Source organism: Pseudomonas sp. XWY-1, assembly GCF_002953115.1.
In the GTDB taxonomy this organism is placed as follows: domain Bacteria; phylum Pseudomonadota; class Gammaproteobacteria; order Pseudomonadales; family Pseudomonadaceae; genus Aquipseudomonas; species Aquipseudomonas alloputida.
Genome location: NZ_CP026332.1, coordinates 3,753,953 through 3,780,637, shown reverse-complemented (window position 1 = coordinate 3,780,637; position 26,685 = coordinate 3,753,953). Strand labels below are relative to the sequence as shown.

The following is a 26,685-nucleotide window of genomic DNA, read 5'->3' as shown; positions in this document are numbered from 1 at the left end:
CGCGCCATCGTTATTGTGCTTGCCAGTAGATAGCCGAGCGCTGCAAGGCGCTTTGTCGAGGGCGACCTCGGTATACCTGATTCGACCGGTGCAGCAGGTTATAGCCGGAGTGCCCCCAACGGCCTGTCAGGCCGCACGCTCAAGCACATCCAGCAAGTCGATGAACTCCAGGGCAAGTTTATGCCGCGGCGCCAAATGCACTAATGGCACCGAGGCATGGTGCGATTCACGCATCTTGATCGAACTGCTCAGGTACACCGGCAGCACCGGCATGCCTTCGTTGCGCAGCTGCTCGACCAGGGTCTGGTGCAGCGCGGTGCGGCCGGCGAACTGATTGACCACCACACCTTCCACCTGCAGCGCGGGGTTGTGGTCCTGGCGCAGTTCTTCGACCTCGGCCATGACACTGTGCAGGGCCTGGCGCGAGAAACTGTCGCAGTCGAACGGAATCAACAGACGCTCGGCCGCCACCAGCGCGCTGAAGGTGTAGAAATTCAGTGCGGGTGGGGTGTCGATGTAGATCCGCTCATAGTCCTCTTCCAGTGCCACCAGCAACTTGCGCAGCTTGTTGATCTTGAACTTGCTCTCCAGCTTGCTTTGCAGGTCGCTGAGGTCTGGGCTGGCGGTGACCAGGTGCAGGTTGTTGTAGCGGGTTTCGGTGATTGCCACGCGGTGCTTCTTGCCGGCGGCGGTAACCGGCGACAAGGTCTGGCGGAAGAAGTCGGCGATGCCGGGTGGAATGGTGTCGTTGACCAGCCCGGTGAGGTAGAAGGTGGCATTGGCCTGCGGGTCGAGGTCGACCAGCAAGGTTCGGTAGCCCTCGGCGGCGCTGGCAGCGGCGAGGTTGCAGGCGATGCTGGATTTGCCGACGCCACCTTTCTGATTGAAAACCACACGACGCATGAGACGCTCATCCATGAAGTAAAAATGTCAGGTCGGGGTCAATCCTATGACTGAAACGCTGCAGTTTTATGACAGGAATTGTTACAAGCCACCGAATCATCGTTGCCTGTACCGGCATTTTCACGGGCAAGCCCGCCCGATGGGTACAACACAAGACGTTCAGGCAAAAGCGACCCGGTTGCGCCCCTCTTGCTTGGCCCGGTAAAGCGCCCGGTCAGCCTCGCCCAGTGCGTTCATGGGCTCGCCATGAGTCTCGCCATCCCAGTGCGTCACCCCCAGCGAAATCGTCACGGCGCCCACCGATTCCACCGGCATCTCCTGTACGGTCACCCGCAACCGTTCGGCCACCGCGGCCGCCACGTTCAGGGTGGCCCCAGGCAGCAATATCAGGAACTCCTCGCCGCCGGTGCGACACAACAGATCGCCCTCGCGGCAACAACGGCGCATGATCTCCGCCAGTTGGCGCAGTACCTGGTCGCCCACGTCGTGTCCATGGCTATCATTTATCCGCTTGAAGTGGTCGATATCCAGCGCAATGGCTGCAAACTCCCGGTTTTCAGCCTCCAGTAACGACAGGCTGATTTCCAGGCTGCGGCGGTTGCCCAGGCCGGTCAGCGGATCGGTCTGGGCGTCCCGATTGAGCCGGCCGATACGTTCTTGCAGCAAGTTCAGGCTGAACAGCAACGCGCGCTTGAGCTCTGCCGCCTCGAAGTACCAGGCCCGCACCTGATGCAAATGCTCGGCGGTACCGGCGCGGTCCATCGTGCGGGCACCGGCGGCGAGTTTCCACAGCGGGCGGGCGATGGTACGGGCCAGCCACCACAGCAGCAGGCTGCCAACCAGCGCCAAGGGCGCCGAACTGGCGATCACGTTCAGCACCAGATGGTGCAACGGCGCCACCGTCTGCGCCAAGGGCTGCTGCGCTACCACGCCCCAGCCGGCGCTGGGCACAGTGGCGAAGCCAGCGAGCATTTCCACGCCCAGGCTATTGGTCAGCTGCCGGGTACCACTGTCCAGTGTCTCCATCTGGTCGACCAGCGCATTGCCCTCCACCACCGTGCCTACCCGCTCGCTACGGGGGTGGTACAGCAGGCGTCGGTTGCGGTCGACCACATACAGGTACGAACCGTCCTTGTAGAAATGCTCGCCCAGCAGGCTGTTGAGGATGTTGCGTTCACGCAGGTACAGGCTGCCACCCACATACCCCAGGTAGCGGCCGTTGCGATCGAAAATGGGTTGCGACAGCGCCACCACCAGGTTGTCGGCCGCCGACAGGTAGGGCGTGGAAACCAGTGGACGGCGTTCGTGCAGGGCTTCCAGAGCGCCGGGTGACTGCACGTGGGTGCCGACCAGGTGGCGTAGCGGGGCGGGGGATACTGCCAGCAGTACACCGTTGGCATCGATCACGAAGGTGGAGTTGAAGGCCATGCTCTGGCCCAGTAGGCGGTCGCTTTCCACCTGCAGCGCAGCGGCATCGCTCAACTGCCGGCTTTGTACGCTGGCGCTGAACATCAGTTGCTGCAAGGCATTGCCTATGAAGGTTTCGGTGATGCTGGCCAGCTTTGTCGCATACACCCGGTTGGCTTCCAGGGCATTGTCGATCAATAGCTGGCGCTGCACCCGGTAGCTGGCGAAATAGCTGGCGCACAGCATGACCACTGCGGTGAGGGCGCAGAGCACCAGAATGAGTGTACGTAGATCCAGGCGCAATCCATGCTTGGTGTGTGTCAATCCTGACCTCGGGTGATCGTAAAGGGCGGCTGAACGGAAGTTACCTTGGCCAGCAGCGCTCAAGAGCCTGCATTGTCCAGCGCCTCAAGTTCGTCTTCCACCCGTTGCATGCGCTGCTCGACCAAGGCCTGCACGTTCACATCGCGGGCGGTTTCGCGCATCAGGGCGGTGAGTTTTTCGCTCAAGCGTTTGCCGGCTTCGGTGTCTTCCAGGGCGCGAGCTTTGGCTGGGTCCTGGGTGGCGGCGACGATGGTGGCGAATTCGGCGTCGCTGAAGTTCTTTTCGCTGTACAGGCGGAACAGGTCCCGGCGCTGGTCCTCGACGGTGAGGTGCTTGCGCAGTACGTCCTGGATGGTCGCTTGCGACAACTGCGGATGACTGCGGCCCAGCAGCGCGGACATGCGCTCGATGTTGTGCGTGTAGGCGTCCTGCAGCGGCAGCTGGCTGAGGATCTGTTCTTCACGGGAGGGTTTCTGGTCGCAGGCGGTGAGTGCAGCAGCCAGCAACAGGGGTAACAGCAACTTCGGGAGGCGAGGCATGGTGTGGCCTGGTCGGGCAGTGAAGACTGCTGATTATACCGATGTCCGCCTTGCCGCGACGAGCCCCGTGATTTGCCTTGAGCGGCACGCTGCGGTAGAACCCTACGCTCCCAACCACACTGGCAACAGCCCGATGCCGAACTGGACCCTGCGACCCGTGGCGCGTGACGCCATTGCCGAAGTGCTGGCGTTTGTCGACAGCGCTCGCCGCGCGCTTTTTCCGATGCTCGCCAACGCACCCTTGCCGCGTGACCTGGCGCATTTCGCCGACACTTACCTGGACGGCGCCGGCTGCTTTCTGGAAGCCCGTGAGGGTGGGCGGCTGGTTGCGGTGATCGGTTACTTGCCCTATGACCATCGCTTTGCCCAGCTTGATTACCGCGCAGAGCGGGTAGTCGAGGTGGTGCGGCTGTTCGTGTTGCCGGCCTACCGCAGGCATGGCCTGGCTGCTGCCTTGTTTGGTGCCTTGCGCGAACGGGCGATGCAAGCCGGCTTCGACTGCCTTTACTTGCATACTCATCCGTTTCTGCCAGGTGCCATTGCGTTCTGGGAGCGGCAAGGCTTCACGGTGGTGGATGTGGAGCAGGACCCGGTGTGGCAGACCACGCACATGCAGTTGCGATTACGCTGACCTGTGGGAACGTGCCTATTGGCGATGAAGATCGCGCCCTGGGTCACTGGGTCGAACGCACTGCGGTTGAGAAGGTTCCAGTTGCCATCCTGGGTATAGCCAATGCTTCACAACTGGGCGGAGCCGGCCAGGGTGTGAGCGGCCCGAATAGCCGCCTCACTGCCCGGCCTCGAGCTTTTGCAACTGTGCGGCAAAGCGGGCTTTGGCCCGCGCCGGCAAGCTGGCCGGCAATTCGGCTGCAGGCGCGTCACCGACCTGGATCACCATGACCATGCCCATGGCCATGTGTGGAATGCACTGGATACCGTATACGCCCGGCACGTTGAAGGTGTGCTCGAACGGCTGGTTCAGCTTGCTCTTGAAGGGTTCGGCACCGGTGGGTAGCAGGCCCGCCACGCTGGCGGCATTATGCCCGCTGTGGCTCGGCAGGAAGCGCACGCTGTCGCCGGGGGCAATGCGCAAGTGGTCAGGCTCGTAGACCATGGCGCCGTCGCTGCCACGGTTGAGCATTTTCACTTCATGCACTTCGGCCAGTGCGGTCGGGGCAAGCAGGGTGCTGGCGAGCAGCAGGGTGACAGGGCGCAACAGCATGGGCAGGGCTACCAGGTTCAGGGGGCGCGAAAGCGCAGGATGCGCACGCCGTCGAAAGGGTCGGTGAGGTAGTGGGCGTGGACGCCGAAGGTGTTCAGCAGGCGCTCTGGGGTAAGCACTTCGAAGGGTTTGCCGAGGGCGACGAGACGGCCCTTGTCGAGAACCGCGACACGGTCGCAGGTCAGCGCCTGGTTGAGGTCATGCAGCGCCACCAGGGTGGTAACCGGCAGCGCCTGCACTTGTTGCAGCAGGCTTAGCTGATGCTGGATGTCCAGGTGGTTGGTCGGTTCGTCCAGCAGCAGCACCTGCGGCCGTTGGGCCAGCGCGCGGGCGATGTGCACACGCTGGCGCTCGCCACCGGACAGCGACCCCCACAGGCGCGTGCGCAGGTGCAGGGCGTCGAGGTCGGCCAGGGCTTGCTCGACGATGGCGCAGTCTTGCCGGGAGAACGGTGCCAGGGCCGAGAGCCACGGCGTGCGGCCCAAGGCAACCGCGTCGAACACACTGATCGCATCGAGGGTGTCGGCCTGCTGCTCGACCAGCGCCAGCGCCTGGGCAACACGGCGGCGGGGCATCTGTGCCAGTGGCTCACCCAGGAGCTGCACGCTGCCGCAGGCGGGTTTGCGCAGCCCTGCCAGCAACTTCAACAGCGAGGATTTACCCGAGCCGTTGGGGCCGACGATGCCCAGGGTTTCACCGGCGACAACGCGAAGGTCGATATCGCTGAGCACGGTATTGCCGGCCAGTTGCAGCCCCAGCCCATGGCAGGCCAGCGGAGGGATGCGAACAGCTGCCATGGCGGTCATGGGCGCCCCCGACGGCTGACCAGAATCAGGGCGAATACGGGGGCACCGATCAGCGCCGTAACCACGCCCACCGGGATCACCTGGCCGGTGATCAGCGTGCGCGAAAGAATGTCTGCCGCAATCAGGAACAGCGCACCGCCCAGTGCGCTGGCGGGCAACAGACGGCTGTGCCCTGGGCCGAGCAGAAGGCGCAGGGCATGGGGGATAACCAGCCCGACAAAACCGATGGCGCCGACAATGGACACCATCACCGCCGTCACCAGCGCTGCACAACTGATCAGCAGCAACTGGGTGCGCCGCACCGGGATGCCCAGCGAGGCGGCCGAATCGGCACCGAAGGTGAAGGCATCCAGCGCACGGCGATGCCACAGGCACACCAGCAAGCCGAAAACCGCCACCGGTACGGCCAGCCACACCGAAGGCCAGCGCACGCCGCTCAGGTTGCCCAGCAGCCAGAACAGGATGCCGCGCGCCTGTTCGGCGGTGGCCGACTTGGTGATCAGGAAGGCGGTCAGTGCATTGAACAGCTGCGAGCCGGCGATACCGGCAAGGATTACTTGTGCATTGTTGCTGCTCGGGCCGGCCGCGCGGGCCAGCACCAGCACCAGGGCGAATGCGGCCCCGGCACCGATGAAAGCCCCTGCGGACATGCTTAATGCCAGGCTACCCAGGCCCAGCAGGCCGACGAGTACCGCGCCGGTCGAGGCGCCGGCAGACAGCCCCAGCAGGTAGGGCTCGGCCAGTGGGTTGCGCAACATCGCCTGCAGGATGACACCGCAGGTGGCCAGCCCGGCGCCACAAGCGGCCGCGACCAGGGTGCGGGTCAGGCGGTAGTTCCAGACGATGCCGGCGTCGATCGGGTCCACCGGGTAGGCGGCTTGCCACAGGTGGTTGGCCAGCACCTGGCCGACCACGCTGGGCGACAGGTTGGTTTCGCCGATGGCGGTCCCGGCCAGCAGGGCGGCCAACAGGGCGGCCAGGGCAACTGCGATGCAGGGTAACAGGCGGATCATCACGGGGCTGCTTTACCGCTGGCGAAGGCCGTGGACAGCGTCTGCACGCCGCGGAAAAGGCGGATGCCGGCCTGCATGGCGTCGGCGTCGAGGATAATGATGCGGTCGTGCTTCACCGCGTCCATGTTGCGGGTTACCGGGTCACTGCGCAGGAATTCGAGCTTTTTCTGGTAGTCGTCGGCGGGGAAACGGCGGCGGTCCATGCGCGCGATGATCAGCCAGGTCGGATTGGCCTTGGCCAAGGTTTCCCAGCCTACGCTTGGCCATTCTTCGCTGGACTCGACCACGTTGCGCACACCGAGGGTGCGCAGCATGAAGTCGGCGACACCCTGGCGGCCGGCCACATAGGGGTCGATGTCCAGGTCGGCGCTTGAGAACCAGAACAGCGCCGAAGTTGCCGACAGGTCCTTGCCGGTCAGTTGTGCCCTGGCGCTGTTGAGGCGCCCTTGCAATTCGGCGTTCAGTACCGCGCCGCGGTCCTGAACGTCGAAGATCTCGGCCAGTTCGCTGACGCTCTTGTAGATGCTGTCTACCTGGAACGCTTGCAGGCGGGTGCCGTCTGCACCGACCAGGTTGTCCTTGCCCTCGCAGTCCGATGGCAGCACGTAGGTGGGGATCTTCAGCTCATCGAACTGCTCGCGGGTGGCGACCACACCCTGGGCACCGACCATCCATTCGAACTGCGCCGCGACCAGCTGCGGGCGCTTGCCGACCACCGCCTCGAAGCTGGGGTCGTTGTCGGCCAGGCGCGGCACCTTGGCGTTCACCGCCTGGTATTCAGGCAATACATTGTTGAACCACAGCGAGGTGCCCGCCAGCTTGTCACCCAGCCCCAGGGCATAGAGCAGCTCGGTACCGGCCTGGCCGATGGTGACGGCGCGCTGCGGCGCCTGGGCAAAAACCTGCGGCTTGCCGCAGTTGTCGACCGTCAGCGGATAGTGGGTGGCAGCGGCCTGGGCCAGGCCAGTGAGGCTTAGGCCCGCGAGCAGGGTGGCGAAACGGGGCAGCATGCTGGGCGATCTCCTATCGGACAGTTCTGGTGAGGAACGCACGGACAGGCATCGCCGAGCCCCAGCGGGTGGCCGGGGCAACACGGATGGCCAATCCCGGACACCCCGCCGGTTGGTGAATGTAGGCCGGCAGGTCTCCTGACTGGTGCGTCACGGCCCGGCTCCGGCCTTCCCGGGCGGTAGGCCCAGTGGCATCGATGGAGCAGGCTCGGCACCTACAGTTGCGGGGGCAGTTCCGATTGGCCTGTATTGGCAGGCCTGGGATTCCCTGTTAGTTCCGTGGTGGAAACCGGCGGCCCGCATGGTAGACCATCGCGCCGCCAGGTGAAAACGCTTTTCAGAAGTACTTCAGCCAACGGATGTCGCGGCGGCGCTGCTTCAGGCGGGCGAACCCACGCACCGGCAGGTACAGCGCAACCGCCAGCAGCACCGCGCCCAGCCACACCGCTGCAATACCGTCGAAACCGAAGTAGTCGCCATGGTTGAGCCCGAATAGCCCCACGCAGGCCAGGTACAGCAGCTTCAGCACATACAGGTGCAGCAGGTAGAAGAACATCGGTGCCGCACCGAACACCGCCAGGGCAGTGATCCAGCGCGCCTGGCCGGCCCGTTCGAACGCGCGCAACAACAACAGGCCGCAGCCCAGGGTCAGGGTCAGGAACAGCAGCGACGGTGGGTATTTGGTGATGTTGAAGAAGCTCATCAGGGTTTGCGTGAAGGTTGGGTAACCGCTCCACGGTGCCTCACCGTAACCGTTGAACATGCGCAGCAGGACAAAGCCAAGCAGCGCGAGCAAACCCGCCACCAGCAGGTGTTGCTGGCGTTGGCCGGCATCGCTGCCGCGGGCGAACCAGGGGCCCAGGCCGTAGCCCAGGGCGATGACGCCGATCCACGGCAGCACCGGGTAAGACGTGCGCAGGTGCAGGTTTTCGGAAAACGCCAGCCAGCCGCGATCATGCAGGATTGCCCACGGCACATGCAGGGCTGAATCCACGCCAAAGTGCAGGCCGTCGAGCAGGTTGTGGCCGGCGACGATGCTGGCGCCCAGGGCGAGCAGTGCGGCGCGCGGCAGCCACACCAGCAGCGACAGGGCGATCATGCTGACGCCGATGGCCCAGATCACTTGCAGGTAGATCACGCTGGGGGGCAACTGGAAGGTCCAGGCGAAGTTGACCAGGGTGAACTCCAGCACCACCAGGAACAGCCCCCGTTTGAACAGGAACGCCGAGACGTCGCCACGGCCCTGATGCTTCTCGCCATACAGCCAGGCCGACAGGCCGGTCAGCAGAACGAACACAGGCGCACACAGGTGGGCGAGGGTGCGGCTGAAGAAAAGCGCCGGTTCCGTGGTGTCGATGGCCATGGGGTCGCTGACCTGGCGGTGTAGGAGGAAAGTCTCGCGGACATGGTCCAGGAGCATGAACAGGATCACCAGGCCGCGCAGGGCATCGATGCTCTGCAGGCGCTGGGTGATCAGAGTGGGCGTGGCGATGGCGCTTGTCATGGGTAGACGCTAATAGTAATGAATGTCATATAGAACGTTATCTTATAACCAGCAAGTGACGGGTTGGTAGCGGTTTTTGTGCATCCGTGCTGTGAAGGGGTATTCAGGTCAGAAGCTGTAATCCACCGTCGCGAAGTACGACCGCGGCATCCCCATCAACCACTGCTGCCCGCTGAACGCCGACTGCACATACTCGCGATCGAACAGGTTGTTCAACTGCAACCCCAACTTCACATCCGGCAACACCTGCCAGGCGATGTTGGCATCGACCACGGTGTACCCGGGGGCGCTCTGGGTATTGGCGGTATCGGCATAACGCTCATCCACATAGCGCGCCCCAATGCCGGCCTCCACCTGCTGGCCGAAGCCTTTGCTCAACCAAAGGTTGGCGGTACGCCGTGGCACGTTGGCCGGCCGGTTGCCTGCCCGGTCCTGCGGCATGCCGCCGACCATTTCGTCGAAGTCGTCGTACTTGGCGCGTACCAGCGATGCGTTGGCCGATACCTGCCACTGATGGGCCAGGGCCAGCTCCAGCGTCGCTTCCAGGCCATCGGAGGTTTGCTGCCCGGCTTGTTGCTTTTCGTGCGTGATCGGGTCGTCCACCAGCAGCTTTTTCTTGACGATGTGGTAGGCGGCAAGCGTCCATTCGCCACGTCCCTGCCAAAAGCGCTGCTTGAGGCCAGCCTCGGTCTGCTTCGCCTCGGTCAGGTCATAGTTCATCTGCGCGGGGCTGAGGCTGATGAGGTTGTTGACCCCGTCCTCGCTGGTCGAGTACTGGCCGTACAACGACAGGTCGTCGTTGAGTGCGTACACCAGCCCGACGCGCCAGTTGCCCCCTTGCAGGCTGCGATCGCTGCGGCTGTCGTTGGTCAGGTTGTTGCGGTCGATGTGGTTCTGGTCGCGACGCACACCGGTAACCAAAGACAGGCGATCACTCAATTGCAGGCGGTTTTCGGCAAACAGGGCAAAGGTATGGGTGGTCGAGAGCGTTTGCGGCCGCAACGGCGAGGCGCTGTGAAACCAGCCTGGCTGTGGCTGCCACGGGTCGATGTAGTCGCCGCCCACATCGTTGTAGGGTGAATTGCTGTCGACGTTGAATCGCACCTTGTTGTACTCGGTACCGAGTACGGTCCTGCTGGCCAGGCCGAACAGGCTGTGGTCGAAGGTGAAGGTCTGGCGGTCACCGAACTGTTCCTGGTTGTGCTTGATCTCCAGGTAGCTGCCGCGCAGCAGCTGCTCACGCCCGGTGTCCCAGCTGTAGTCCTCGGCGTTGCGCCAGTGGCGGCGGCTTTTGATGTAGTACAGCTGGTTGCTGGCGCTGAGCTGGTCGTTCAGCGCCCAGTCGGTCGTGAGCCGGGTCCATTCATCAACGTACTGCTGCACGTCGTTCTGCACGTTGTAGTTCTTCTTGCGCAGGCTGCTGCGGTAGTGGCCGTCGATCAGCGGGGTACCGTAGTAGTTGGCAGGTTGTGCATCCCCGCGGTCATGGGCCAGCGTGAAGCTAAGGTCATCACTGGCGTCGAAACGCAGCGCGGCGCTCAGGGCCAGGCTACGTGAAGCGGTGCGGTCGACCCAGCCATTGCCGGCCTGTTGGTTCAGCGTCAGGCGGTAGCTCAGGCGCTCGCTGAGGCTGCCGCCGCTGTCCAGGCCGAGCTGCTGGCGGTCCCACGAGCCGTAACCCAGGCGCAGGTGGTTGCGCACCTCGCCGGCAAAAGGTTTTTTCGGGATCACGTTGATCACTGCGCCGGTGGCGCCTTCGCCATGGAGGACCGAGGCCGGGCCGCGAATCACCTCGATGCGTTCGACCATCCACGGGTCGACCGGGAAGGTCTGGGTGCCGGCACCGGTGTACAGGCGCGCGCCGTCGAACAGGGTCATCACCGAGCTGTGGCCGGCAAAGCCGCGGGCAGACAGGCCAGTACCGCCGTCCCCCGGGGAGCCGACGAAGGTGATGCCCGGCGAGCGGGTCACTGCATCCTGCACCGTGATGTTGTTGCGCTGCTGAATCTGCCGTTCGCTGATGCTGCTGGTGCTGGCCGGTGTTTCCAGGGCGCTGAGGCCAAGGCGCGAGCCGGCCTGGGTCGGCGTGGCCAGGTCGATGGCGCGGTTGTCCTGGGTGTCGGTGATGGCCGTGGAAGGCAGGGCCAGAGGCTGCGGGTCGTGGTCATCAGCCAGCGCCGGCAGGGCGACGGCCAGGCAGGCCGCCAGGGGGTGAAGCTTGAACATACGGGACATGTCGTTCCACTGCTGCAGGAATGAATGGATCCCGGTGGAAAACACGCAAAGGCGAACCATGCAGGCAGGCGCGCGCACGGATTCCGGCCTGCGCCCGCCCACCGCGGGTTGCCAAGTGAAGCTCCAGGCCGGTCTCCGGGCTTGCGAGGGGCATGAAACCTTCACCTTCCCATGCTTGAGCACAGTGGTATCTCGAAGGGTTCGCTCGCTTACCGTTGCGGGGGCAGCACCGGACTTGTCGTGGGCAACACGACGCACCGGTTTCCCGTTTCACCCTGCGCGCGGCGGCGCAGGGCACCTGAAACTGGCGCGCATCTGACCACTGAAATGCTGGGGCGTCAAATGTTGGCGTGCTGTGAATGCTGAGAAAAAACAACAGGTTGTGCGTTCTTGCGGTGCCGATACCCCTTTGGCAAGAACATCAGGCCCCAGCGTGATGAGCTTGCCGGGAAGGCAGGCTTGCCTGAAATGGCTAGCGCCCGCGGCGCCGCGATACCCGTGCCTCGATGTTCTTGCGCCCGATCAGCAGGGGTGGCTTTTCCACCACCGGCTCATCCGCCAGCCACTTGTACATCACCAGGCAGTCCACCAGCCCCAGGCGGGCATGACGGTAGGCCTTGGGCAAACGTCCGACTGTTTCAAAGCCCAGCTTGTGCCATAGCGCCACGGCCACTTCGTTGCTGGCTACCACCGAGTTGAACTGCAATGCCAGAAAGCCTTCCTGGCGCGCCAGCTTTTGCGAGTGTTCGCACATCAAGCGCGCTACGCCCCGGCCGCGCGCCTGTTCGCAGACCATGTAGCCGCAATTGCCCACATGCGCACCAGGCCCGGCAGCATTGGGCTTGAGGTAATACGAACCCAGTAGCTCGCCATCTTCTTCGGCCAGCAGCGTGTGCAAGGGCAGCTCCAGCCACAGCTGGCGCGCCTGTTCGAAGCTCAGGGCCGGATCGAAAGCGTAGGTTTCACGGGCTTGGACAATGGCCTGGAAGGTGGGCCAGAAACGATCGAAATCGTCCGGCGTCATGGGGCGAATGTGGATCATGCGGGTTCCTGCGCGGGGTTAGCCGCTCAGTCTGGGTGGCGCGGCGCCGTCGCGCAAGGGCGACGACGCCGTTTGTGCTCAACCGTTGGCCTTGCCCACCGCGTCCATTGCACGGGCGGAGTACACCAGCGCGGCACCGGCGTTCATGGCCACGGCCACGCCGAGGGCCTCGGCAATTTCCTCGCGGCTGGCACCCGCTTTGACGGCCTGCTGCGAATGCACGGCGATACAGCCGTCGCAGCGGGTGGTCACAGCCACGGCCAAGGAAATCAGCTCGCGGGTCTTGGCATCCAGGTGGTTGGTCTTGGCACCTGCACCGCTGGCGGTCATGTAGCCGGCTACGGTGTCGGGGGAGAGTTGCTTGAGATCGCCGATGCCGGCCATCAACTGCTTACGGTAGGCGTCCCAGTCCATCATGCTCATCGTCTTCACCTTGGGGTGGTTGCGAGTGGAGCTTTCAGGCTAGTCGAAACGTGGCACGTGCGAGGCGGTACTTTGGTGGGTAAACGCAGGCCACTCGTACAGGGGCCTGCTTTCAGCCTTCAGATGTAGATGAACACCAGCACCAACGCCGCGACCACTGCCCATTTTTCCAGGTAGTAGCGCATGCGGTTGCGCTTCTTCAGCGCCTTGCCACGCTCGCGGATCTTGTAGATGCGGGTGAACAGGCGGTTGATGCCACCGGTCTTGTCGCTGGCGTCGTTGGGCGCAGCGGCAGCTGCCATCACGTTGCGGCTGAACCAGCGGTTGAACGCGGTTGCCCAGCGGTACTTGAGCGGGCGCTCGACGTCGCAGAACAGGATGATGCGGTTGTGCTCGGTGGTGTTGGCTGCATAGTGGATGTAGGTTTCGTCGAAGATCACCCCCTCGCCATCGCGCCAGGCGTATTTCTCGCCGTCCACGTCGATGTAGCAGCCGTCGTCATTCGGCGTGTCCAGGCCCAGGTGGTAGCGGTACGAACCGGCATACGGGTCACGGTGGCGCACCAGCTTGGCTCCCGGAGGCAGGGTGGCGAACATGGCGGCCTTGACCGTGCCGATGCCTTGCAGCAGCTCAGTCGTGCGTGGGCAAAGAGCCATTGCCGACGGGTGGCTTTCGCCATACCACTTCAGGTAAAAGCGCTTCCAGCCGGTCTTGAAGAACGAGTTGAAACCGACGTCATCGTAATTGTCGGATTTCTTGATTTCGCCTACGTGCAGCAACTGGCGGCCTTCCTCACGGATCTCCTGCCAGTGGTCCTGCAGCGGTTTCAGTTCTGGAAAGGCCTCGACCGGCAGGTAGGGCTTGGCCGGGTGTTTGGAGAACAGGTACAGGAAGCTGTTGATCGGAGCCAGGAAGCTGGAGTGGTCGCCCAGCTGGCGAGTCAGCTTGTGGCGAACCCGACCGCGCAGGTGAACATAGGCGATCGAGAGGGCGAAGATAAGTACGAGTGCAATTTTCATGGACGTTTACTTGTCGAAAAATGGTCATGCGCCATGGCATGAGCCCGCCAGCATAAACAATCATGGGGGCAGTTTGTACTTATTGTTATGAAACTGCGGGGCGACATTGGTGTAATACCCTACCGTCTTGCGCAAACGTTTCATGTCAGGGAGTTTGTATGGTTCAGGATATACGTCCCAGCGGTAGCCCGTTCAAGCGGCTGTTCTTCGCCTTGCCGGTCAGCGACGCCCAGCGCCGTGACCTGGCCCAGTGGCGGCGCGGGCTGAACCTGCGCAGCGGTAAGCCGGTGCCGGCGGCCAACTTCCACGTCACGCTGCTGTTCCTCGGTGATGTAGATACCGCCCAGGTGCCTGCGATCTGTGCGGCAGTCGATCAACTGGCGCTGCCGGCCAGAGCACCGCGGCTTCTACTTGACCGCTTGCAGGTGTGGCAGCGGGCCGGCGCGCTGGTGCTGGAGCCACAGCAGACACCGCCAGCCCTGTTGCAACTGGTGTACGGCTTGCAGCAGGCCCTGCTGCCGTTGGGGGTGGAGGCGGCCAACCGTGAGTATCGGCCACACTTGACCCTGTCCAGGGATTACCGCGGGCAACCACCCGAGGCCAGCAGCGCGCCGGAGTTCTACCTCAGCGCGCGCCACTTCACGCTTTACGAGTCACGCAAGGGCGCTTACTGGCCCTTGGCGCAGTGGCCGCTGGCAGGCTGACCCGGGGTCAGAGCTGCGGGGTGTATTTCACTGTCAGCATGAAGTTGCGTGGCTCGCCATAGTTGTTGCTGCCATTGAGCTGGTTGAAGCCTGCAACCCAGTACTTCTTGTCGAACAGGTTGTTGGCGTTGACGGCAAGGTTCACTTCGGGGGTTAGCTGGTACGCCAGGCGTGCGCTCCACACGGTATAGCCAGGCACGGTGTAGGTACGCTCGTAGCCGAGGGTGTGGCTCTGGGTGGTGAAGCCCAGGCCGGTGCTCCAGCGCTGGCCGTCCAGTGGCAGGGTGTAATCGGCCCATGCACGCAGCATGTGCTTGGGTGTCCACTGGCTGAAGGTGCGGCCTTTCTCGTCAGGGTCATCGAGGAACTTGGTGGTGTTGTAGGTGTAGCCTGCGAACAGCTGCAGGCCACTCAGCACTTCGCCGCTGATTTCGGCTTCAACGCCTGGGCTGCGCACCTTGCCCGCTGCGGTGGAGCAGTACCAGCCATCGCAGGCGAAGCCCGAGGCTACGTCGGTGACGGCGCGGTTTTCCTGGTCGTAGCGAAACAGTGCGATCGAGGCGTTGACCCGGCCGTCGAGCAGTTCGCCCTTCAAGCCCGTTTCGTAGTTGCTGCCGATCACCGGTTTGAGCGGCGCATTGCCCACGGCGCGTTCGGTTTGCGGTACGAACACGTCGGTGTAGCTAGCGTACCAGGGGTACTGTGCCGGTTCAGGCTGCGGCCTGGCAATCTGCAAACAGTTTTTTGCCCAAAGCGTGTGCGTGGTGCAAGTGGGGAAGTTGGTCAGCCCCTTCGCTGTCATCCAGCAATGTGGAACTGAGTACTTCTGCGCCGCAATAGTCGAAGATGCCGTGCTCGATCTGCACGCGCATCGCCTCGCCATAGCCATGCCGCTCGAAGGTGCCTGTATCGGCACCTGCAATGCCGACCAGGTGAACCTTCATGCCGCGCAATTTCTTGACCGTGGTGCCCCCTTCATAGTCGAACGCCCAGCCGTTGCTGAATACCCGCTCGACCCAGCCCTTGAGCAAGGCCGGCAGCGACCACCAGTAGATCGGATAGACCAGCACCAAGGCATCGGCGCGCTCGATGCGTGCCTGCTCGTTGAGTACATCGGCCGGCGGTGCTGCCAGCCGGCGGTGCACGGCATGGTCTGCCAGGCTGAAGCGGGGGTCGAAGCCTTCGCTGGCCAGGTCGGCGATTTCGCTGCTGTGGCCGACGCTGGCCAGGCCGTCGGCAACCTGCCGGGCCAGCGCGTGGGTGAGGGATTGCGGGTCATGGTGACCGACGACGATCAGAGCGTGCATGGTGGCTCTCCATTCAAGGATGCAGGGTAGCCTGAAGCGTTATATACTCCAGGTAAGTTACGCTTAGTAAGTTACTTTTGGTAGGTAATCGATGTCAAGCGATGATCAAGCACGTTCCCGCAAGCGCCTGAGCCGCGACGACCGACGCAGACAGTTGCTGGATATGGCCTGGCAATTGGTGCGGGAGGAGGGTACCGATGCCTTGAGCCTGGGCCGCCTGGCCGAACAGGCGGGGGTGACCAAGCCGGTGGTCTACGACCATTTCGAGACCCGCAACGGGCTGCTGGTAGCGCTGTACCAGGAATACGATGCGCGTCAGTCGCAGATGCTGGCGCGAGCCTTGGCCAGCTGTGAAGCCAGCCTGGCCAGCCGCGCCCGGGTGATCGCCGAGGCCTACGTGGACTGCGTAATGAGCCAGGGCCGGGAGATACCTGGGGTGTCGGCAGCGCTGGCCGGGTCGCCGGAAATGGAGGCGCTGAAGCGGGCGTACGAGCAGCCGTTCCTGGACAAGTGCCGCGAAGCCTTGGCCGGGTTTTCGCCCAGCGGCAATGTAGGGGTTGCCGGCATGCGCCTGCTGGTGGGGGCAGCGGATGCACTGTCCCAGGCGGCTGCAGCAGGGGAACTGGAGGCCGGGCAGGCCAAGGCTGAGCTCAAGGCCGCAATTATCGCCATGGTCGAACGGCAAACATGAAGCGCCGACCACTGTGTGTGGGCAGGCTTGATAAACTGGCTTCGCTACACAGGCAAGCTCTGATAGGGCTGTTCATCCCCCGGGCTGCGTTCGAACTGGCGCTTGTACTCGCGGCTGAACTGCGAGGTGCTCTGATAGCCCACCCGGTGCGCAGCCTGTGCCACGCCCAGGCCTTCGCCAATCAGCATCTGCTGCGCCTTGAGTAGCCGCAAGCGCTTCAGGTACTGCATCGGCGCCATGTCGGTGCAGCGCTTGAAGTGTTCATGGAAGGTCGAAACGCTCATGTTGGCCCGCGCGGCCAATGCCTCCACGCTCAGCGGCTCGGCGTAGTGCTCGCGCAGGTGGGCGAGGGCGGCGCCGATGCGGGCGAAGTGCCCCTGTTGCTCCACCAGTGCTCGCAACACACCGGCCTGCGGGCCGCGCAGCGCGGTATACAGCACCTCGCGTACGCGCGCCGGGCCCAGTACCTTGGCGTCAAGCGGGTCGTGCAGGCAGTGCAGCAGCCGTTCCACACTTTCGCGCATGGGTGCATCCAGTGCCGCCGAGGTCATCGATTGCGGGGTTTGCGCCTGCACTTCAGCGTCCGGTGCCAGGCCCATGCTCTGCACCAACTCGCCCAGCACGCCACGGTCGATGCCCACCGCCACGCCCAACAGCGGCGCCTCGCGGGTGGCAAAGGTTTCACACATGAACGGCACCGACAACGCCTGCACCAGGTAATGCCCTGCACCGTACTCCAGGGTACGCGGCCCCAGGCGTGCCAGCTTGCTGCCCTGGGCCACGATCATGAGGCTGGGTTCGTAAATCTGTGGGCTGCTGGCCACATAGTGGTCCCAGCTCAACACCTGCACCTGGGGCAGGAGGGTGGGCACGAAGCCCGGGCGCGTGGTGAGGCTGCGGATCAGTGAGCAGAGCGGCGCATTGGCATCGACGTGACGGGTCAGTTGCATGGTGGACCAAGGGCAGAGAATCAGACAGCTTGATCATCGCAGATTGAGGGCGTGGCGCCAGCTATGGCTTGGTATCTTCGTAGAATCAGGCATGCATGCCGGAGAATCAGCCGTGGGCGAGGCGGCGAACGACGCGCAAAATGCGTCGCCTGAATCGTTTCACTTCACTGCGAGGCCCTGCATGTATACCGCCATCGGTTATGCCGCTCAAACCCCCACCAGCCCCCTGGCCCCCATGACGTTCCAACGCCGCAGCCCGCGCCCGGATGATGTCGCCATCGACATCCTGTACTGCGGCGTGTGCCACTCCGACATCCACCAGGCGCGCAACGAATGGGGCATTGCCGTGTACCCGCTGATGCCGGGCCACGAGATCATCGGCCGGGTCACGGCGGTGGGCGACAAGGTCACCGCGCACAAGGTCGGTGACCTGGTGGGCGTCGGCTGCATGGTCGACTCGTGCCGTACCTGTGAAGCCTGCGCCAAGGACCTGGAGCAATATTGCCTCGAAGGCCCGACCATGACCTACGCCACCCCGGACCGGGTCGACGGCAGCAACACCATGGGCGGGTACTCCAGCAGCATCGTGGTCAGCGAGCACTTCGTGGTGCGCATACCGGCCGGCATGGACCTGCCCAGCGCTGCACCTATTCTGTGTGCCGGCATCACCACCTATTCGCCGCTCAAGCACCACGGCGTTGGCCCGGGCCACAAGATCGGCATCCTCGGCATGGGCGGCCTGGGTCACATGGGCATCAAACTGGCCAAGGCCCTGGGTGCGGAAGTGACCCTGTTTACGCGCTCCCAAGCCAAGGCCGAGGAAGCGCGTCGCCAGGGGGCCGACCATGTGATCGTCTCCACCGATGCCGAGCAGATGCGCGCCGCTGCCGGTCGTTTCGATTTCCTGCTCGACACCATTCCGGTGCAGCACGACCTCAACCCGTACCTGGAAACGCTGAAGTTCGACGGTGTGCACATCCTGGTCGGCCTGATCGAACCGATCGACCCGGCATTGCATGCGGCCAATCTGGTGATGAAGCGCCGAGTGCTGGCGGGGTCGTTGATCGGGGGGATTGCCGAGACTCAGGAAGCGCTGGACTTCTGCGCCGAGCACGACATCCGTTGCGATATCGAGATGCTGGATATCCGCAACATCAACCAGGCCTATGAGCGGATGATTGCCGGGGATGTGAAGTACCGGTTCGTGATCGACATGGCCACGTTACAGGGCTGATGGATCGGTTGCCTGTACGGGCCTCTTCGCGGGCAAGCCCGCTCCTACACAGGGGTGATGTAGGGCTTGCGCGCGGTGGGGCCCGCACAGGCAGCACCGATGCAGCCGTTTTACCAGGCCATCGGCTTGTCCCAGGCCTTCCAGAACAACCATCGCCGCACCTCGCCGTGCGCCCCGGTACCGATCTGCCACTCGGGCCGCCCGCTATCCAGCGCAATCACCGAAATAACCCCCGCATGGCTCGCCGCCACCAGCGTTTGCCCGTCGGCGCTGATATCCATCGCACTGATGGTCGAGCCCAGGTAATGCTGCCAATGCTCGGTACCCTCTTCGCCAAACGCCCGCAGGTAGCCATAGGCATCCCCTACGATGTACTCGCCATCGCGCGCAACCCCCGCATACACCCTTGCGCCATCCTGCACCAGCGGGGTACGCGGGTCCTGGCTGTAGTAATCGGTATCCAGCCCGTGCAGGTCTGCCACCCTCACGGCCAGCGTGGCACCGCTGTAGAAATGGCAGGCATTGACGATCAACTGGTCACCCGCGCGGTTGAACAAGGCAAAGTGCGGGTATTCACTGCCCGGGCCGATGTGCGCCAGCGGCTTGAGTCGTTCGTCCAGAACAAGATGTCGGCTGCCTTGCTCACCCACGACGATCAGCCGGCCATCCGCCGACACCGCACCATGCTCCATGCTCAGCCCCAGGCTGATGTCGTCCGGGTCGGTGCCCTCGGCCAGCTCTTCGAGCACGCGTGCCTGCTGTGGCAGCAGGCGAGTCGCACCTTGAGTGGCCAGCACGAAGATACCTTCGGCGCTCACCAGCAGTACTCGCTGGCCATCGGGGAAGGGGATCAACGCGGTCGGTGTGGGCGGCAGGTCGAACGGCTCGAACGGGTAACCTGGCGGCAACCCCTCCAGCCCCGTGGGCCAGGCCAGGCGTTGCACTTGCGGGCCGCCCCAGCCATCGGTCACACGCACGCCCTCGGCATTGGCCAGGGCGAAGTAGCGCCGCGCGGGGCAGCGGCCAAAGTGTTCGATGCCGATGACCGGGGTTACCCCATGGTGGTCGATACGCACCACCTGGCCCTTGTCGTAAGGCATACCGATGCGGGCCAGCAGGCTGCCATCTTCCAGCAGCAGGACATGGCTGATGCCTTGGCCGTGGTCTTCGAGCATAGGTATCAAGGGGTGGTGTGCGGGTGGCCAGGCCTCGCGAAATGCCTGACGCTGCGGTTCGTCCATGCCAGGGCGGTTGGCTGCCTGCAGGGCTGCCAGCCAGGCGTCGAGCAGGTGTTCGGTGGCGGGTGCCTGCGGCTCTTCGAGGTTGTCCCAGCCGTGCGCACGGCCCTGCGCGACGTAGTCGTTGACGGCCTGGGCATAGGTGATGACTGCCTGCTGCCACTGCTGCTGGGGGTGCTGCTTGTCCATGAGCGGATCGGGCTCCTTGTTGCACGCGCGTTTCACACAAAGCGCGCATGGTACTCCTTCTGCCTGCCCTGCGGTTGTGAGGCCCCAGCTTGACGCGTACCATGCCGGGCATTCCTATCCATAACAAAACGTACGTTGGCCCCCCTGCAAGCGGGTGGCTGGCGTGCGACCTGTTGCTTTGTCTGCGGAGAAGCGGTTTCCACCCATGAACGGACCCATACCCACACACCTGCCGCCCACAACGGGCAGCGGCAGCTGGCTGAGCGTCATCGCCCTGGCCTTGGCGGCCTTCATTTTCAACACCACCGAGTTCGTCCCAGTGGCGCTGCTCAGTGACATTGGCCGCAGCTTCGACATGAGCACTGCCCAGGTCGGCCTGATGCTGACCATCTATGCCTGGATCGTGGCACTGGCCTCGTTGCCCATGATGTTGCTGACCCGCAACATCGAACGGCGGCGTCTGCTGCTGTTCGTGTTCCTGGTGTTCATTGTCAGCCACTTGCTGTCCTGGCTTTCGCAAAGCTTCGCCATGCTGCTGGTCAGCCGCATCGGCATTGCCCTGGCGCATGCGGTGTTCTGGTCCATCACCGCTTCGCTGGCGGTGCGTGTGGCGCCGCCGGGCCAGCAGGCCAAGGCGCTGGGCCTGCTGGCCACCGGTACTACCCTGGCCATGGTCCTGGGCATCCCGCTGGGCCGTGTGGTGGGCGAGGCACTGGGCTGGCGCATCACGTTCCTGAGCATTGGCGGGGTAGCGCTAGCCACCATGCTGTGCCTGATGAAATCGCTGCCGCTGCTGCCCAGCCAGAACTCCGGTTCGTTGCGCAGCCTGCCGGTCCTGTTCAAGCGCCCGGCACTGGTCATTACCTACTTGTTGGTGACACTGGTCATTACCGCGCAGTTCACGGCCTACAGCTATATCGAGCCGTTCGCCCTGCACGTAGCGCAGATCGGCGGCGACCGCACCACACTGTTGCTGCTGTTGTTCGGCGGTGCCGGGGTTTTTGGTTCGTTGTTGTTCAGCCGTTACAGCGACCGCTTCCCGCATGGCTTCCTGGTGGGTTCGATCGGGGTACTCGCCGCGTGCCTGTTGCTGATGTTGCCGCTGTCGGGCAACTTCTATGTGTTCGCAGTGCTGAGCATGTTCTGGGGCGTGGCCATTCTCAGTTTCAGCCTGGCGTTGCAGTCCAAGACCCTGAAGCTGGCGTCCGACGCCACCGATGTGGCCATGGCGCTGTTCTCGGGTATCTACAACATCGGCATTGGCGGTGGTGCGCTGCTGGGCAGTATCGTCAGCAGCCAGATGAACGTGGCGGATATCGGCCTGGTGGGCGGCAGCGTGGCAGTGGTCGGGCTGGTACTGGCCGTTGCCAGTACCCGGCGTTTTCGCGAGGCGTTGACACGTTGAGCCGAGGCCGCTCAGGCCCCTTGTCGGTCAAGTAGAGGCTCAGGCCAATACGGCAGCCCATGCCGATATCAACAAAACCCCCGCCAATACCTGGTTGAACACCCGCAACCGCCCCGGTGCCTGCAGCCACCGGGCGCTCCCCACCCCCAACACCGCCCACGCGGCCATGCTCGGCAGAGCGATCAGCCAAAACACCAGCGCCAACTGCCACACTGGCAACGACGGCGCGGCAAATACCCCGACCACCGCCACGGCCATCAACCACACCTTGGGGTTCACCACCTGCAACGAGGCCGCACTGAGCGCACTGAAGCCTTGTGCCGTGGCCGCGTGGAGCGGGGCGGCGGCACTGCGCAGCATCTTCCACGCCAGGCTGCTCAGCCACAGCACCCCGGCCCAGCTCATCAGCTGTTGCGCCAGGGGGTAGCGCAGCAGCAGTTCGCCCAGCCCCAGCCCGACGAGCAGCACAATGGCTGCAGCCGCGCCACACGCCGCCACGATCGGCGCCAGGCTTGCGCGCAGGCCCCGGTGGGCGCCATGGGCCAGGATCAACAGGTTGGTCGGCCCCGGGCTGATACTGGATACCAGGGCAAACAGAATGAAGGGCAACAACGACTCAGACATGGTTCATGGGCTCCGTAACATCGAAGCACCATGCTCGCTGCCCGCCGGCACTCAGTCTGGAAGGTTTGAGCAGCGCCTGCGGTAGTCGGCCGGGGTCAACTGGTAGGCGCGGCGGAACCAGCGCCCCAGGTGACTCTGGTCGGCAAAGCCCAACGCCACGGCCACTTCGGCAGGTGTCTGGCCTTGGGCAAGCAGGCGCCGCGCGCGGGCCAGGCGCAGCTGGATCAGGTAGGCATGGGGTGCAATGCCGAACGCCGCCTTGAACGCACGCGTCAGGCGAAAGCGGTCGATGCCGCAGGCCTGGGCCAGGTCCTCCAGGCCGATGTCGCGCTCCAGATTGGCATGCAGGAAGTCCCGGGCGCGCTGTGCGGTCAGCGGCAGGCGCGGGTCGGGGTTGATGCGGCGGCGCCAGTGCAGGTGGCGGGTCAGGCAGGCCAGCAGATCGTCCATGGCCGTTTGCCTGACGATGCGCAAGTCCTGGTCATGCACGGCCCGGAAGGCCAGGGCGGTGGCCCGCGCCAGGCGTTCGTCGTGGCACAGGGTGTCGGCAAAGCTGGGCAGGCTGTCGCCCGGCGCGTGCTCGTACAGCGCGCGCAGCTGTTGGTCGAGCCAGGCGGGCTCCAGGTACAACGTCGAATAGGTGAAGCCTTCTTCGGTGGGCGCCAGGCCATCGTGGATGTCGCCAGGCTCAAGTAAAAATACCTGCCCCGGCGTGCTGCGGTGGCGCACCCGGCGGCAGTTGAACTGCTGCACGCCCTGCTCGGTCACGCCGACCAGGAAGCTGTCGTGCCAGTGGGGGTCATAGGCATGGCCGACAAAATGCGCACGGACCGACTCGATGCCGGTGTCGGCGTCTTGTTTGAAGTCGATCCAGTTGCTCATGGACGAGTACCGTGGGGTAAATGGCTACCTTAGCGCAACGCCCCCGGCTCAGTCTGGAACGATTGTGCAGCCGTTGGTCAGGGCCCGGGCGCGCAGGGCCTCGAAGCGTTCGCGTAGCCACAGGTGCAATTGCGTCACGGCAGGCGTGAGCTGCTTGCGATGAGGGCAGACCAAGGCCAGCGGGGTAGGCTCGCCGATCAATTCGGGCAGGACGATTTCCAGTTCACCGGCCGCGATGTTGGCGCTGACATCCAGCCACGACTTGTAGACGATACCTTCCCCCTGGATGGCCAGGCGGCGGATGACGTCGGCATCGTCACTGACCAGCGGCCCACGCACCTGCACGATGCGGTTACCCAACTGCCACTTGTCGTACACCCGGCTGTGCTGCATGTACAGCAGACAGGCATGCTGTTGCAGCGCGTCGGGGGTGAGCGGGCGGCCGTGGCGGGCCAGGTAGTCGGGCGAGGCCACCAGCACGCGGCGGTTCCATTCGGCCAGTGGCAGGGCGATGTAGTTGGCATCCTGGTTGAGGCCATAGCGGATGGCCACATCCACAGGGTCGCGGTTGAGGTCGGCCATCTGGTCGGAGAGGAAGAAGCGCAGTTGCAATGCCGGGTGGTCGCGGCGGAAGGCGCTGAGCCAGGGCAGCAGCATGTTGCGGCCCATGTCGGAAGGGGCCGATACCTGCAGGGTGCCGCGCAAGCTGTTGGGGTTGCCATGCAGATCTTCATGGCCCTGGCGCAGGCTTTCCAGCACATTCAGCGCGGTTGGCAGGTAGCGCTCGCCCTCGGCGGTCAGGCGCAGGCTGCGGGTAGTGCGGGCGAACAGGCGTACATCCAGGTCGCGCTCCAGGCGTTTGATCGCGGCCGCCACCTGGCCTGGCAGCAGGCCTGCTTCGTGGGCAGCGGCAGTGAAGCTACCCAGCACGCTGCTGCGGGCAAACAGTTCGAGGTCGGTGATGCGCAGCATTTTCATTCCAGGGATGAAAGTGTTGTTACATTGTGCCGCTTTTTCTTTTTTGCTGGAAAGATAAGATGCCCGGCAAACCCACTGTTCACTCCGGAGTTGTCGCATGGATACCGTATCGCTGGCCAAGCGCCGTTACACCACCAAAGCTTACGATGCCTCACGCCGCATTCCCCAGGCCACTGTCGATGCCCTGCTCGAACAACTGCGCCACAGCCCGTCGTCGGTCAATTCCCAGCCCTGGCATTTCATCGTCGCCGACACGGCCGAAGGCAAGGCCCGCCTGGCCAAGAGCACTGCTGAGGGTTATGCCTACAACACGCAGAAGCTTCTCGATGCCTCGCACGTGATTGTGTTCTGCACCCGTACCGAGATGACTGAAGAACACCTGAACGCCGTGCTCGATCAAGAGGCCGCCGATGGCCGTTTCCGTGATGAGCAAGCGCGCGCCGGGCAAAACCAGAGCCGCCGCCACTACGTCAACCTGCACCGCTTCGACCAGAAGGATGTGCAGCACTGGATGGAAAAGCAGACCTACCTGGCGCTGGGTACTGCCTTGCTGGGTGCGGCGGCGCATGGGCTGGATGCCACGCCGATCGAGGGCTTCGACAGTAAGGTCCTCGATGCCGAACTGGGTTTGCGTGAGCGTGGGTTCACCAGTGTGGTGATCCTGAGCCTGGGTTACCGCAGCGAGGCGGATTTCAACGCCGGGCTGAACAAGTCGCGGTTGCCGGCATCGCAGGTGTTCACCTTTCTGTGAGGTTTCCGGGGCCGCTGTGCGGCCCTGGCAATGCTGGCGGTCAATCTGGCAAAGCCCTGACGTCGACCGCCCGACCAGGCAAACTGGCAATGACCCGGCATATACCGCATACTTGTCGGCAAATGCCGAAAAGGAGCATGCCATGCTTGCCGAAGTGCTTCGCGACAACGGTTACCACGAGTACCGGGCGCGCCTGCAGGCGCTGCTGGACATTCCCGAGCTTGCCAGCGACTTCGAAATTCACACCCGCATCACCGATGGTTTTGCCGCCACCTGGTTGGTGAAGCTGACCGAGCGCGGTGTGCTCACCCCGGTGGAGCGCGACCAGATCATTCCGCTGCGCACCCTCAAATCCCGTATCGAGCGCGACCAACCGCTGACCGTGGATGAGAGCGATCGGCTGTTCCGCTCGGCCCACATCACCGCCATGGCCGAGGCCGTGTTCGGTGAAGCGGGCAAGGCCAAACGCTGGCTTTCCAAGCCCAAGGAACGCTTCTCGGGGCTGACGCCGATGCAGATGCTCACCACCCAGCAAGGCACCACTCAGGTCGAAGAAATGCTGCTGCAGATTGCCGAGGGCTATGGCCTGTGATTTTGTGGCGAATCAGCGCCTATGCAGACTTGAGCGGTACGGGGGGCTTGCGTGTAAGTGGCCGCTGGCATCAGGCGGGTCGACCGGTGGTGTATGCCGCCACCAGCCCTCCCGGGGCGATGCTGGAAGTGTTGGTGCACCTGGAGATCGACCCCGAGGATTTCCCTACCACCATGCGCTTGCTGCGCATCGAACTGCCCGACACGGTTTCCCAGGCGCAGTTGCCCGCTTTGCAGCCCGGCTGGTCTGCTCAGCCTGAGTTGACCCGTACGCTGGGCAATCGCTTTCTGGATGACTGTTCGGCATTGCTGCTGCCGGTGCCAAGCGCGATCATGCCCAGCACCACCAATTACCTGTTCAACCCACGGCACCCGCAGGCGCAGAGCGCGAAAATCCAGGTTGAGGATTTCACGCCGGACAGCCGCCTGTTCTAGGCTCTGTACGAATAGTCTTGAGACGCAGGTCAGGCAAGGCGAAAACAGCCGAGGTGGTCACCACAGTGCTGCCGATGCTGACGCCAGCACCCGGCCAAACACTTCGAGCGCCTTGTCCACGTCAGCCTCGGTGCTGAAACGGCCGATGCTCAAACGCACACTGTTGCGAGCCTGACGCTCATCCAGCCCCAGTGCCAGCAGCACATGCGAGGCAGCGTTGCTCGCCGAGTTGCAGGCCGAGGTGGTCGACAAGGCCAGCTCGCCGGCCAGCGCCGTGCTGTTGAAGCCCTTGCTGTCGATGCACAGGTTCAAGGTATGGGGAATGCGTTGCTTGGCGCAGCCGTTCAGGGTAACGCCGGGCATGGCCAGCAGGCCTGTGCGCAGGCGTCTTGCCAGTTGCTCAAGGCGCTGGTGCTCGCTGTCGCCAGGTTGGCCGGCCAAGGCAAAGGCACTGCCCATGCCCGCTATCTGGTGGGTCGCCAGGGTGCCGGAACGCAGGCCCTGCTCATGGCCGCCGCCGTGCATCTGCGCACGCATCAGCACGCGGGCGCGCGGCCCGACATACAGCGCGCCGATGCCTTTTGGCCCGTAGACCTTGTGCGCCGAAAAAGACATCAGGTCCACGGCCATCGTATGCAGGTCGATAGCCAGCTTGCCCACGGCCTGCGCGGCATCCACGTGCAGCAGGGCACCGTGGGCACGCACCTGCTCGCCGATCGCGGCAAAATCGGTGACCGTGCCCAGTTCGTTGTTGACCGCCATCAGCGATACCAGGCGGGTGTCAGCGCGCAACGCTGCCTGCACGCTTGCAGGCTGGATCAGGCCATTGGCATCCGCTGCCAGGCGGGTGACGGCCCAGCCCTGACGTTCCAGCTCGGCCACGGTGTCGAGCACGGCCTTGTGTTCCAGCTGGCTGGTGATCAGGTGTCCGGGCTGGCCGATGCCTTGGGCAATACCTTTGAGCGCCAGGTTGTTTGACTCGGTCGCGCCCGAGGTCCATACCAGCTGCTCGGCGTGCGCGCCGACGCACTCGGCGACTTGCTGGCGCGCCTGCTCCACGGCGTGACGTGCAGCCTGGCCGAAGGCGTGGCCGCTGGACGCCGGGTTGCCGAAGTTGGCCTGGTTACCCAGGCAGGCGAGCATGGTTTCGATAACCCGGTCGTCGACTGGGGTTGTGGCGGCGTAATCGAAGTAGAGTGGGGCGCTAGGCATTGAGGGCGGGTCCGTGTCAGTGGCCGTGAAGTCGGCGATCATTGACG

27 protein-coding genes, 1 pseudogene and 2 riboswitches are annotated in these 26,685 nt (G+C 63.9%); of the genes and pseudogenes, 8 read left to right on the top strand and 20 right to left on the bottom strand.

What is annotated here, in order from left to right; all coding sequences use genetic code 11:
• Positions 1-126: 126 nt before the first annotated feature.
• From PRJ_RS17555 to PRJ_RS17545, 3 genes are all read right to left on the bottom strand, one after another.
• Positions 127-903 carry a ParA family protein gene (locus PRJ_RS17555; RefSeq protein ID WP_104962090.1) on the bottom strand — a complete coding sequence of 259 codons (777 nt, stop codon included), beginning with the start codon at positions 901-903 and terminating at the stop codon, positions 127-129.
• Positions 904-1,062: 159 nt separating this feature from the next.
• On the bottom strand, positions 1,063-2,634 hold the full coding sequence (locus tag PRJ_RS17550; RefSeq protein ID WP_104962089.1) for a sensor domain-containing diguanylate cyclase: 1,572 nt from the start codon (positions 2,632-2,634) through the stop codon (positions 1,063-1,065).
• Positions 2,635-2,693: 59 nt separating this feature from the next.
• Positions 2,694-3,173 carry a hypothetical protein gene (locus PRJ_RS17545; RefSeq protein WP_010953367.1) on the bottom strand — a complete coding sequence of 160 codons (480 nt, stop codon included), beginning with the start codon at positions 3,171-3,173 and terminating at the stop codon, positions 2,694-2,696.
• 133 nt (positions 3,174-3,306) lie between these two features.
• Here PRJ_RS17545 and PRJ_RS17540 point away from each other — a divergent pair, with 133 nt between their 5' ends.
• A complete protein-coding gene (locus PRJ_RS17540) occupies positions 3,307-3,804 on the top strand; it encodes a GNAT family N-acetyltransferase (RefSeq protein ID WP_104962893.1) in 498 nt (165 codons plus the stop codon).
• 156 nt (positions 3,805-3,960) lie between these two features.
• Here PRJ_RS17540 and PRJ_RS17535 read toward each other — a convergent pair whose 3' ends face one another.
• The 9 genes from PRJ_RS17535 to lpxO all read right to left on the bottom strand — a co-directional run bounded on the left by PRJ_RS17535 (position 3,961) and on the right by lpxO (position 13,447).
• Entirely contained in the window at positions 3,961-4,395 is a 435-nt protein-coding gene (locus PRJ_RS17535) for a pseudoazurin (RefSeq protein ID WP_104962088.1), read from the bottom strand.
• A 17-nt stretch (positions 4,396-4,412) separates the two neighbouring features.
• Positions 4,413-5,201: an ABC transporter ATP-binding protein gene (locus PRJ_RS17530; protein ID WP_104962087.1), complete on the bottom strand. Its 789-nt coding sequence runs from the start codon at positions 5,199-5,201 to the stop codon at positions 4,413-4,415.
• Entirely contained in the window at positions 5,198-6,214 is a 1,017-nt protein-coding gene (locus PRJ_RS17525; RefSeq protein ID WP_019437465.1) for an iron ABC transporter permease, read from the bottom strand. The genes PRJ_RS17530 and PRJ_RS17525 overlap by 4 nt, the downstream gene beginning before the upstream one ends.
• On the bottom strand, positions 6,214-7,224 hold the full coding sequence (locus PRJ_RS17520) for an ABC transporter substrate-binding protein (RefSeq protein ID WP_104962086.1): 1,011 nt from the start codon (positions 7,222-7,224) through the stop codon (positions 6,214-6,216). The genes PRJ_RS17525 and PRJ_RS17520 overlap by 1 nt, the downstream gene beginning before the upstream one ends.
• Positions 7,225-7,334: 110 nt before the next feature.
• A riboswitch (cobalamin riboswitch) is annotated at positions 7,335-7,533 on the bottom strand.
• A 28-nt stretch (positions 7,534-7,561) separates the two neighbouring features.
• Positions 7,562-8,728 (bottom strand): DUF1624 domain-containing protein, encoded by a 1,167-nt coding sequence (locus PRJ_RS17515; RefSeq protein WP_104962085.1) that lies wholly within the window; start codon positions 8,726-8,728, stop codon positions 7,562-7,564.
• A gap of 108 nt (positions 8,729-8,836) precedes the next feature.
• Positions 8,837-10,963: a TonB-dependent siderophore receptor gene (locus PRJ_RS17510; RefSeq protein WP_104962892.1), complete on the bottom strand. Its 2,127-nt coding sequence runs from the start codon at positions 10,961-10,963 to the stop codon at positions 8,837-8,839.
• A 108-nt stretch (positions 10,964-11,071) separates the two neighbouring features.
• A riboswitch (cobalamin riboswitch) is annotated at positions 11,072-11,280 on the bottom strand.
• A 155-nt stretch (positions 11,281-11,435) separates the two neighbouring features.
• Complete coding sequence (locus PRJ_RS17505) at positions 11,436-12,005, bottom strand: GNAT family N-acetyltransferase (RefSeq protein ID WP_049587612.1); 570 nt, start codon at positions 12,003-12,005, stop codon at positions 11,436-11,438.
• Between the two features lie 78 nt (positions 12,006-12,083).
• On the bottom strand, positions 12,084-12,428 hold the full coding sequence (locus PRJ_RS17500; RefSeq protein WP_014591592.1) for a carboxymuconolactone decarboxylase family protein: 345 nt from the start codon (positions 12,426-12,428) through the stop codon (positions 12,084-12,086).
• 119 nt (positions 12,429-12,547) lie between these two features.
• The gene (gene lpxO, locus PRJ_RS17495; protein WP_020193192.1) at positions 12,548-13,447 is read right to left on the bottom strand and encodes a lipid A hydroxylase LpxO; all 900 of its coding nucleotides are present in this window, start codon (positions 13,445-13,447) and stop codon (positions 12,548-12,550) included.
• Positions 13,448-13,605: 158 nt separating this feature from the next.
• Here lpxO and thpR point away from each other — a divergent pair, with 158 nt between their 5' ends.
• The gene (gene thpR, locus PRJ_RS17490; protein ID WP_104962084.1) at positions 13,606-14,151 is read left to right on the top strand and encodes an RNA 2',3'-cyclic phosphodiesterase; all 546 of its coding nucleotides are present in this window, start codon (positions 13,606-13,608) and stop codon (positions 14,149-14,151) included.
• Between the two features lie 7 nt (positions 14,152-14,158).
• Here thpR and PRJ_RS17485 read toward each other — a convergent pair.
• Together PRJ_RS17485 and PRJ_RS17480 are read right to left on the bottom strand one after the other, a co-directional pair.
• A pseudogene (locus tag PRJ_RS17485) lies at positions 14,159-14,854 on the bottom strand (TonB-dependent siderophore receptor); the annotation flags it as partial.
• Between the two features lie 7 nt (positions 14,855-14,861).
• Positions 14,862-15,458, bottom strand: a complete 597-nt coding sequence (locus tag PRJ_RS17480) for an NAD(P)H-dependent oxidoreductase (protein ID WP_064492450.1) — start codon at positions 15,456-15,458, stop codon at positions 14,862-14,864.
• A 91-nt stretch (positions 15,459-15,549) separates the two neighbouring features.
• On the opposite strand from PRJ_RS17480, the gene PRJ_RS17475 reads away from it, so the two are divergent.
• Positions 15,550-16,149 carry a TetR/AcrR family transcriptional regulator gene (locus PRJ_RS17475; RefSeq protein WP_076403271.1) on the top strand — a complete coding sequence of 200 codons (600 nt, stop codon included), beginning with the start codon at positions 15,550-15,552 and terminating at the stop codon, positions 16,147-16,149.
• 44 nt (positions 16,150-16,193) lie between these two features.
• On the opposite strand, the gene PRJ_RS17470 is transcribed toward PRJ_RS17475, so the two are convergent.
• Positions 16,194-17,099 (bottom strand): AraC family transcriptional regulator, encoded by a 906-nt coding sequence (locus PRJ_RS17470; protein ID WP_020193187.1) that lies wholly within the window; start codon positions 17,097-17,099, stop codon positions 16,194-16,196.
• Positions 17,100-17,280: 181 nt separating this feature from the next.
• Here PRJ_RS17470 and calA point away from each other — a divergent pair, with 181 nt between their 5' ends.
• Positions 17,281-18,333, top strand: a complete 1,053-nt coding sequence (calA, locus tag PRJ_RS17465; RefSeq protein WP_104962083.1) for a vanillin reductase — start codon at positions 17,281-17,283, stop codon at positions 18,331-18,333.
• Positions 18,334-18,443: 110 nt separating this feature from the next.
• On the opposite strand, the gene PRJ_RS17460 is transcribed toward calA, so the two are convergent.
• Positions 18,444-19,760: a hypothetical protein gene (locus tag PRJ_RS17460; RefSeq protein ID WP_104962082.1), complete on the bottom strand. Its 1,317-nt coding sequence runs from the start codon at positions 19,758-19,760 to the stop codon at positions 18,444-18,446.
• Between the two features lie 205 nt (positions 19,761-19,965).
• Here PRJ_RS17460 and PRJ_RS17455 point away from each other — a divergent pair, with 205 nt between their 5' ends.
• Positions 19,966-21,165 (top strand): sugar transporter, encoded by a 1,200-nt coding sequence (locus tag PRJ_RS17455; RefSeq protein ID WP_104962081.1) that lies wholly within the window; start codon positions 19,966-19,968, stop codon positions 21,163-21,165.
• A gap of 39 nt (positions 21,166-21,204) precedes the next feature.
• Here PRJ_RS17455 and PRJ_RS17450 read toward each other — a convergent pair whose 3' ends face one another.
• From PRJ_RS17450 to PRJ_RS17440, 3 genes are read right to left on the bottom strand one after another with little or no spacing between them, the layout of a single operon-like run.
• Positions 21,205-21,789: a LysE family translocator gene (locus PRJ_RS17450; RefSeq protein ID WP_104962080.1), complete on the bottom strand. Its 585-nt coding sequence runs from the start codon at positions 21,787-21,789 to the stop codon at positions 21,205-21,207.
• A gap of 51 nt (positions 21,790-21,840) precedes the next feature.
• Positions 21,841-22,671 (bottom strand): AraC family transcriptional regulator, encoded by an 831-nt coding sequence (locus tag PRJ_RS17445; RefSeq protein ID WP_003250518.1) that lies wholly within the window; start codon positions 22,669-22,671, stop codon positions 21,841-21,843.
• Between the two features lie 48 nt (positions 22,672-22,719).
• The gene (locus tag PRJ_RS17440; protein WP_104962079.1) at positions 22,720-23,643 is read right to left on the bottom strand and encodes a LysR family transcriptional regulator; all 924 of its coding nucleotides are present in this window, start codon (positions 23,641-23,643) and stop codon (positions 22,720-22,722) included.
• Between the two features lie 103 nt (positions 23,644-23,746).
• On the opposite strand from PRJ_RS17440, the gene PRJ_RS17435 reads away from it, so the two are divergent.
• From PRJ_RS17435 to PRJ_RS17425, 3 genes are all read left to right on the top strand, one after another.
• The gene (locus PRJ_RS17435) at positions 23,747-24,400 is read left to right on the top strand and encodes an oxygen-insensitive NAD(P)H-dependent nitroreductase NfsB (RefSeq protein ID WP_014591578.1); all 654 of its coding nucleotides are present in this window, start codon (positions 23,747-23,749) and stop codon (positions 24,398-24,400) included.
• Positions 24,401-24,542: 142 nt separating this feature from the next.
• Positions 24,543-24,992 carry an antitoxin Xre/MbcA/ParS toxin-binding domain-containing protein gene (locus tag PRJ_RS17430; protein WP_003250525.1) on the top strand — a complete coding sequence of 150 codons (450 nt, stop codon included), beginning with the start codon at positions 24,543-24,545 and terminating at the stop codon, positions 24,990-24,992.
• Positions 24,989-25,426 carry an RES family NAD+ phosphorylase gene (locus PRJ_RS17425; RefSeq protein ID WP_003250527.1) on the top strand — a complete coding sequence of 146 codons (438 nt, stop codon included), beginning with the start codon at positions 24,989-24,991 and terminating at the stop codon, positions 25,424-25,426. Before PRJ_RS17430 ends, PRJ_RS17425 begins: the two co-directional genes overlap by 4 nt.
• Before the next feature lie 57 nt (positions 25,427-25,483).
• Here PRJ_RS17425 and PRJ_RS17420 read toward each other — a convergent pair whose 3' ends face one another.
• Positions 25,484-26,638 carry a cysteine desulfurase family protein gene (locus PRJ_RS17420; protein ID WP_104962891.1) on the bottom strand — a complete coding sequence of 385 codons (1,155 nt, stop codon included), beginning with the start codon at positions 26,636-26,638 and terminating at the stop codon, positions 25,484-25,486.
• Positions 26,639-26,685: the final 47 nt, after the last annotated feature.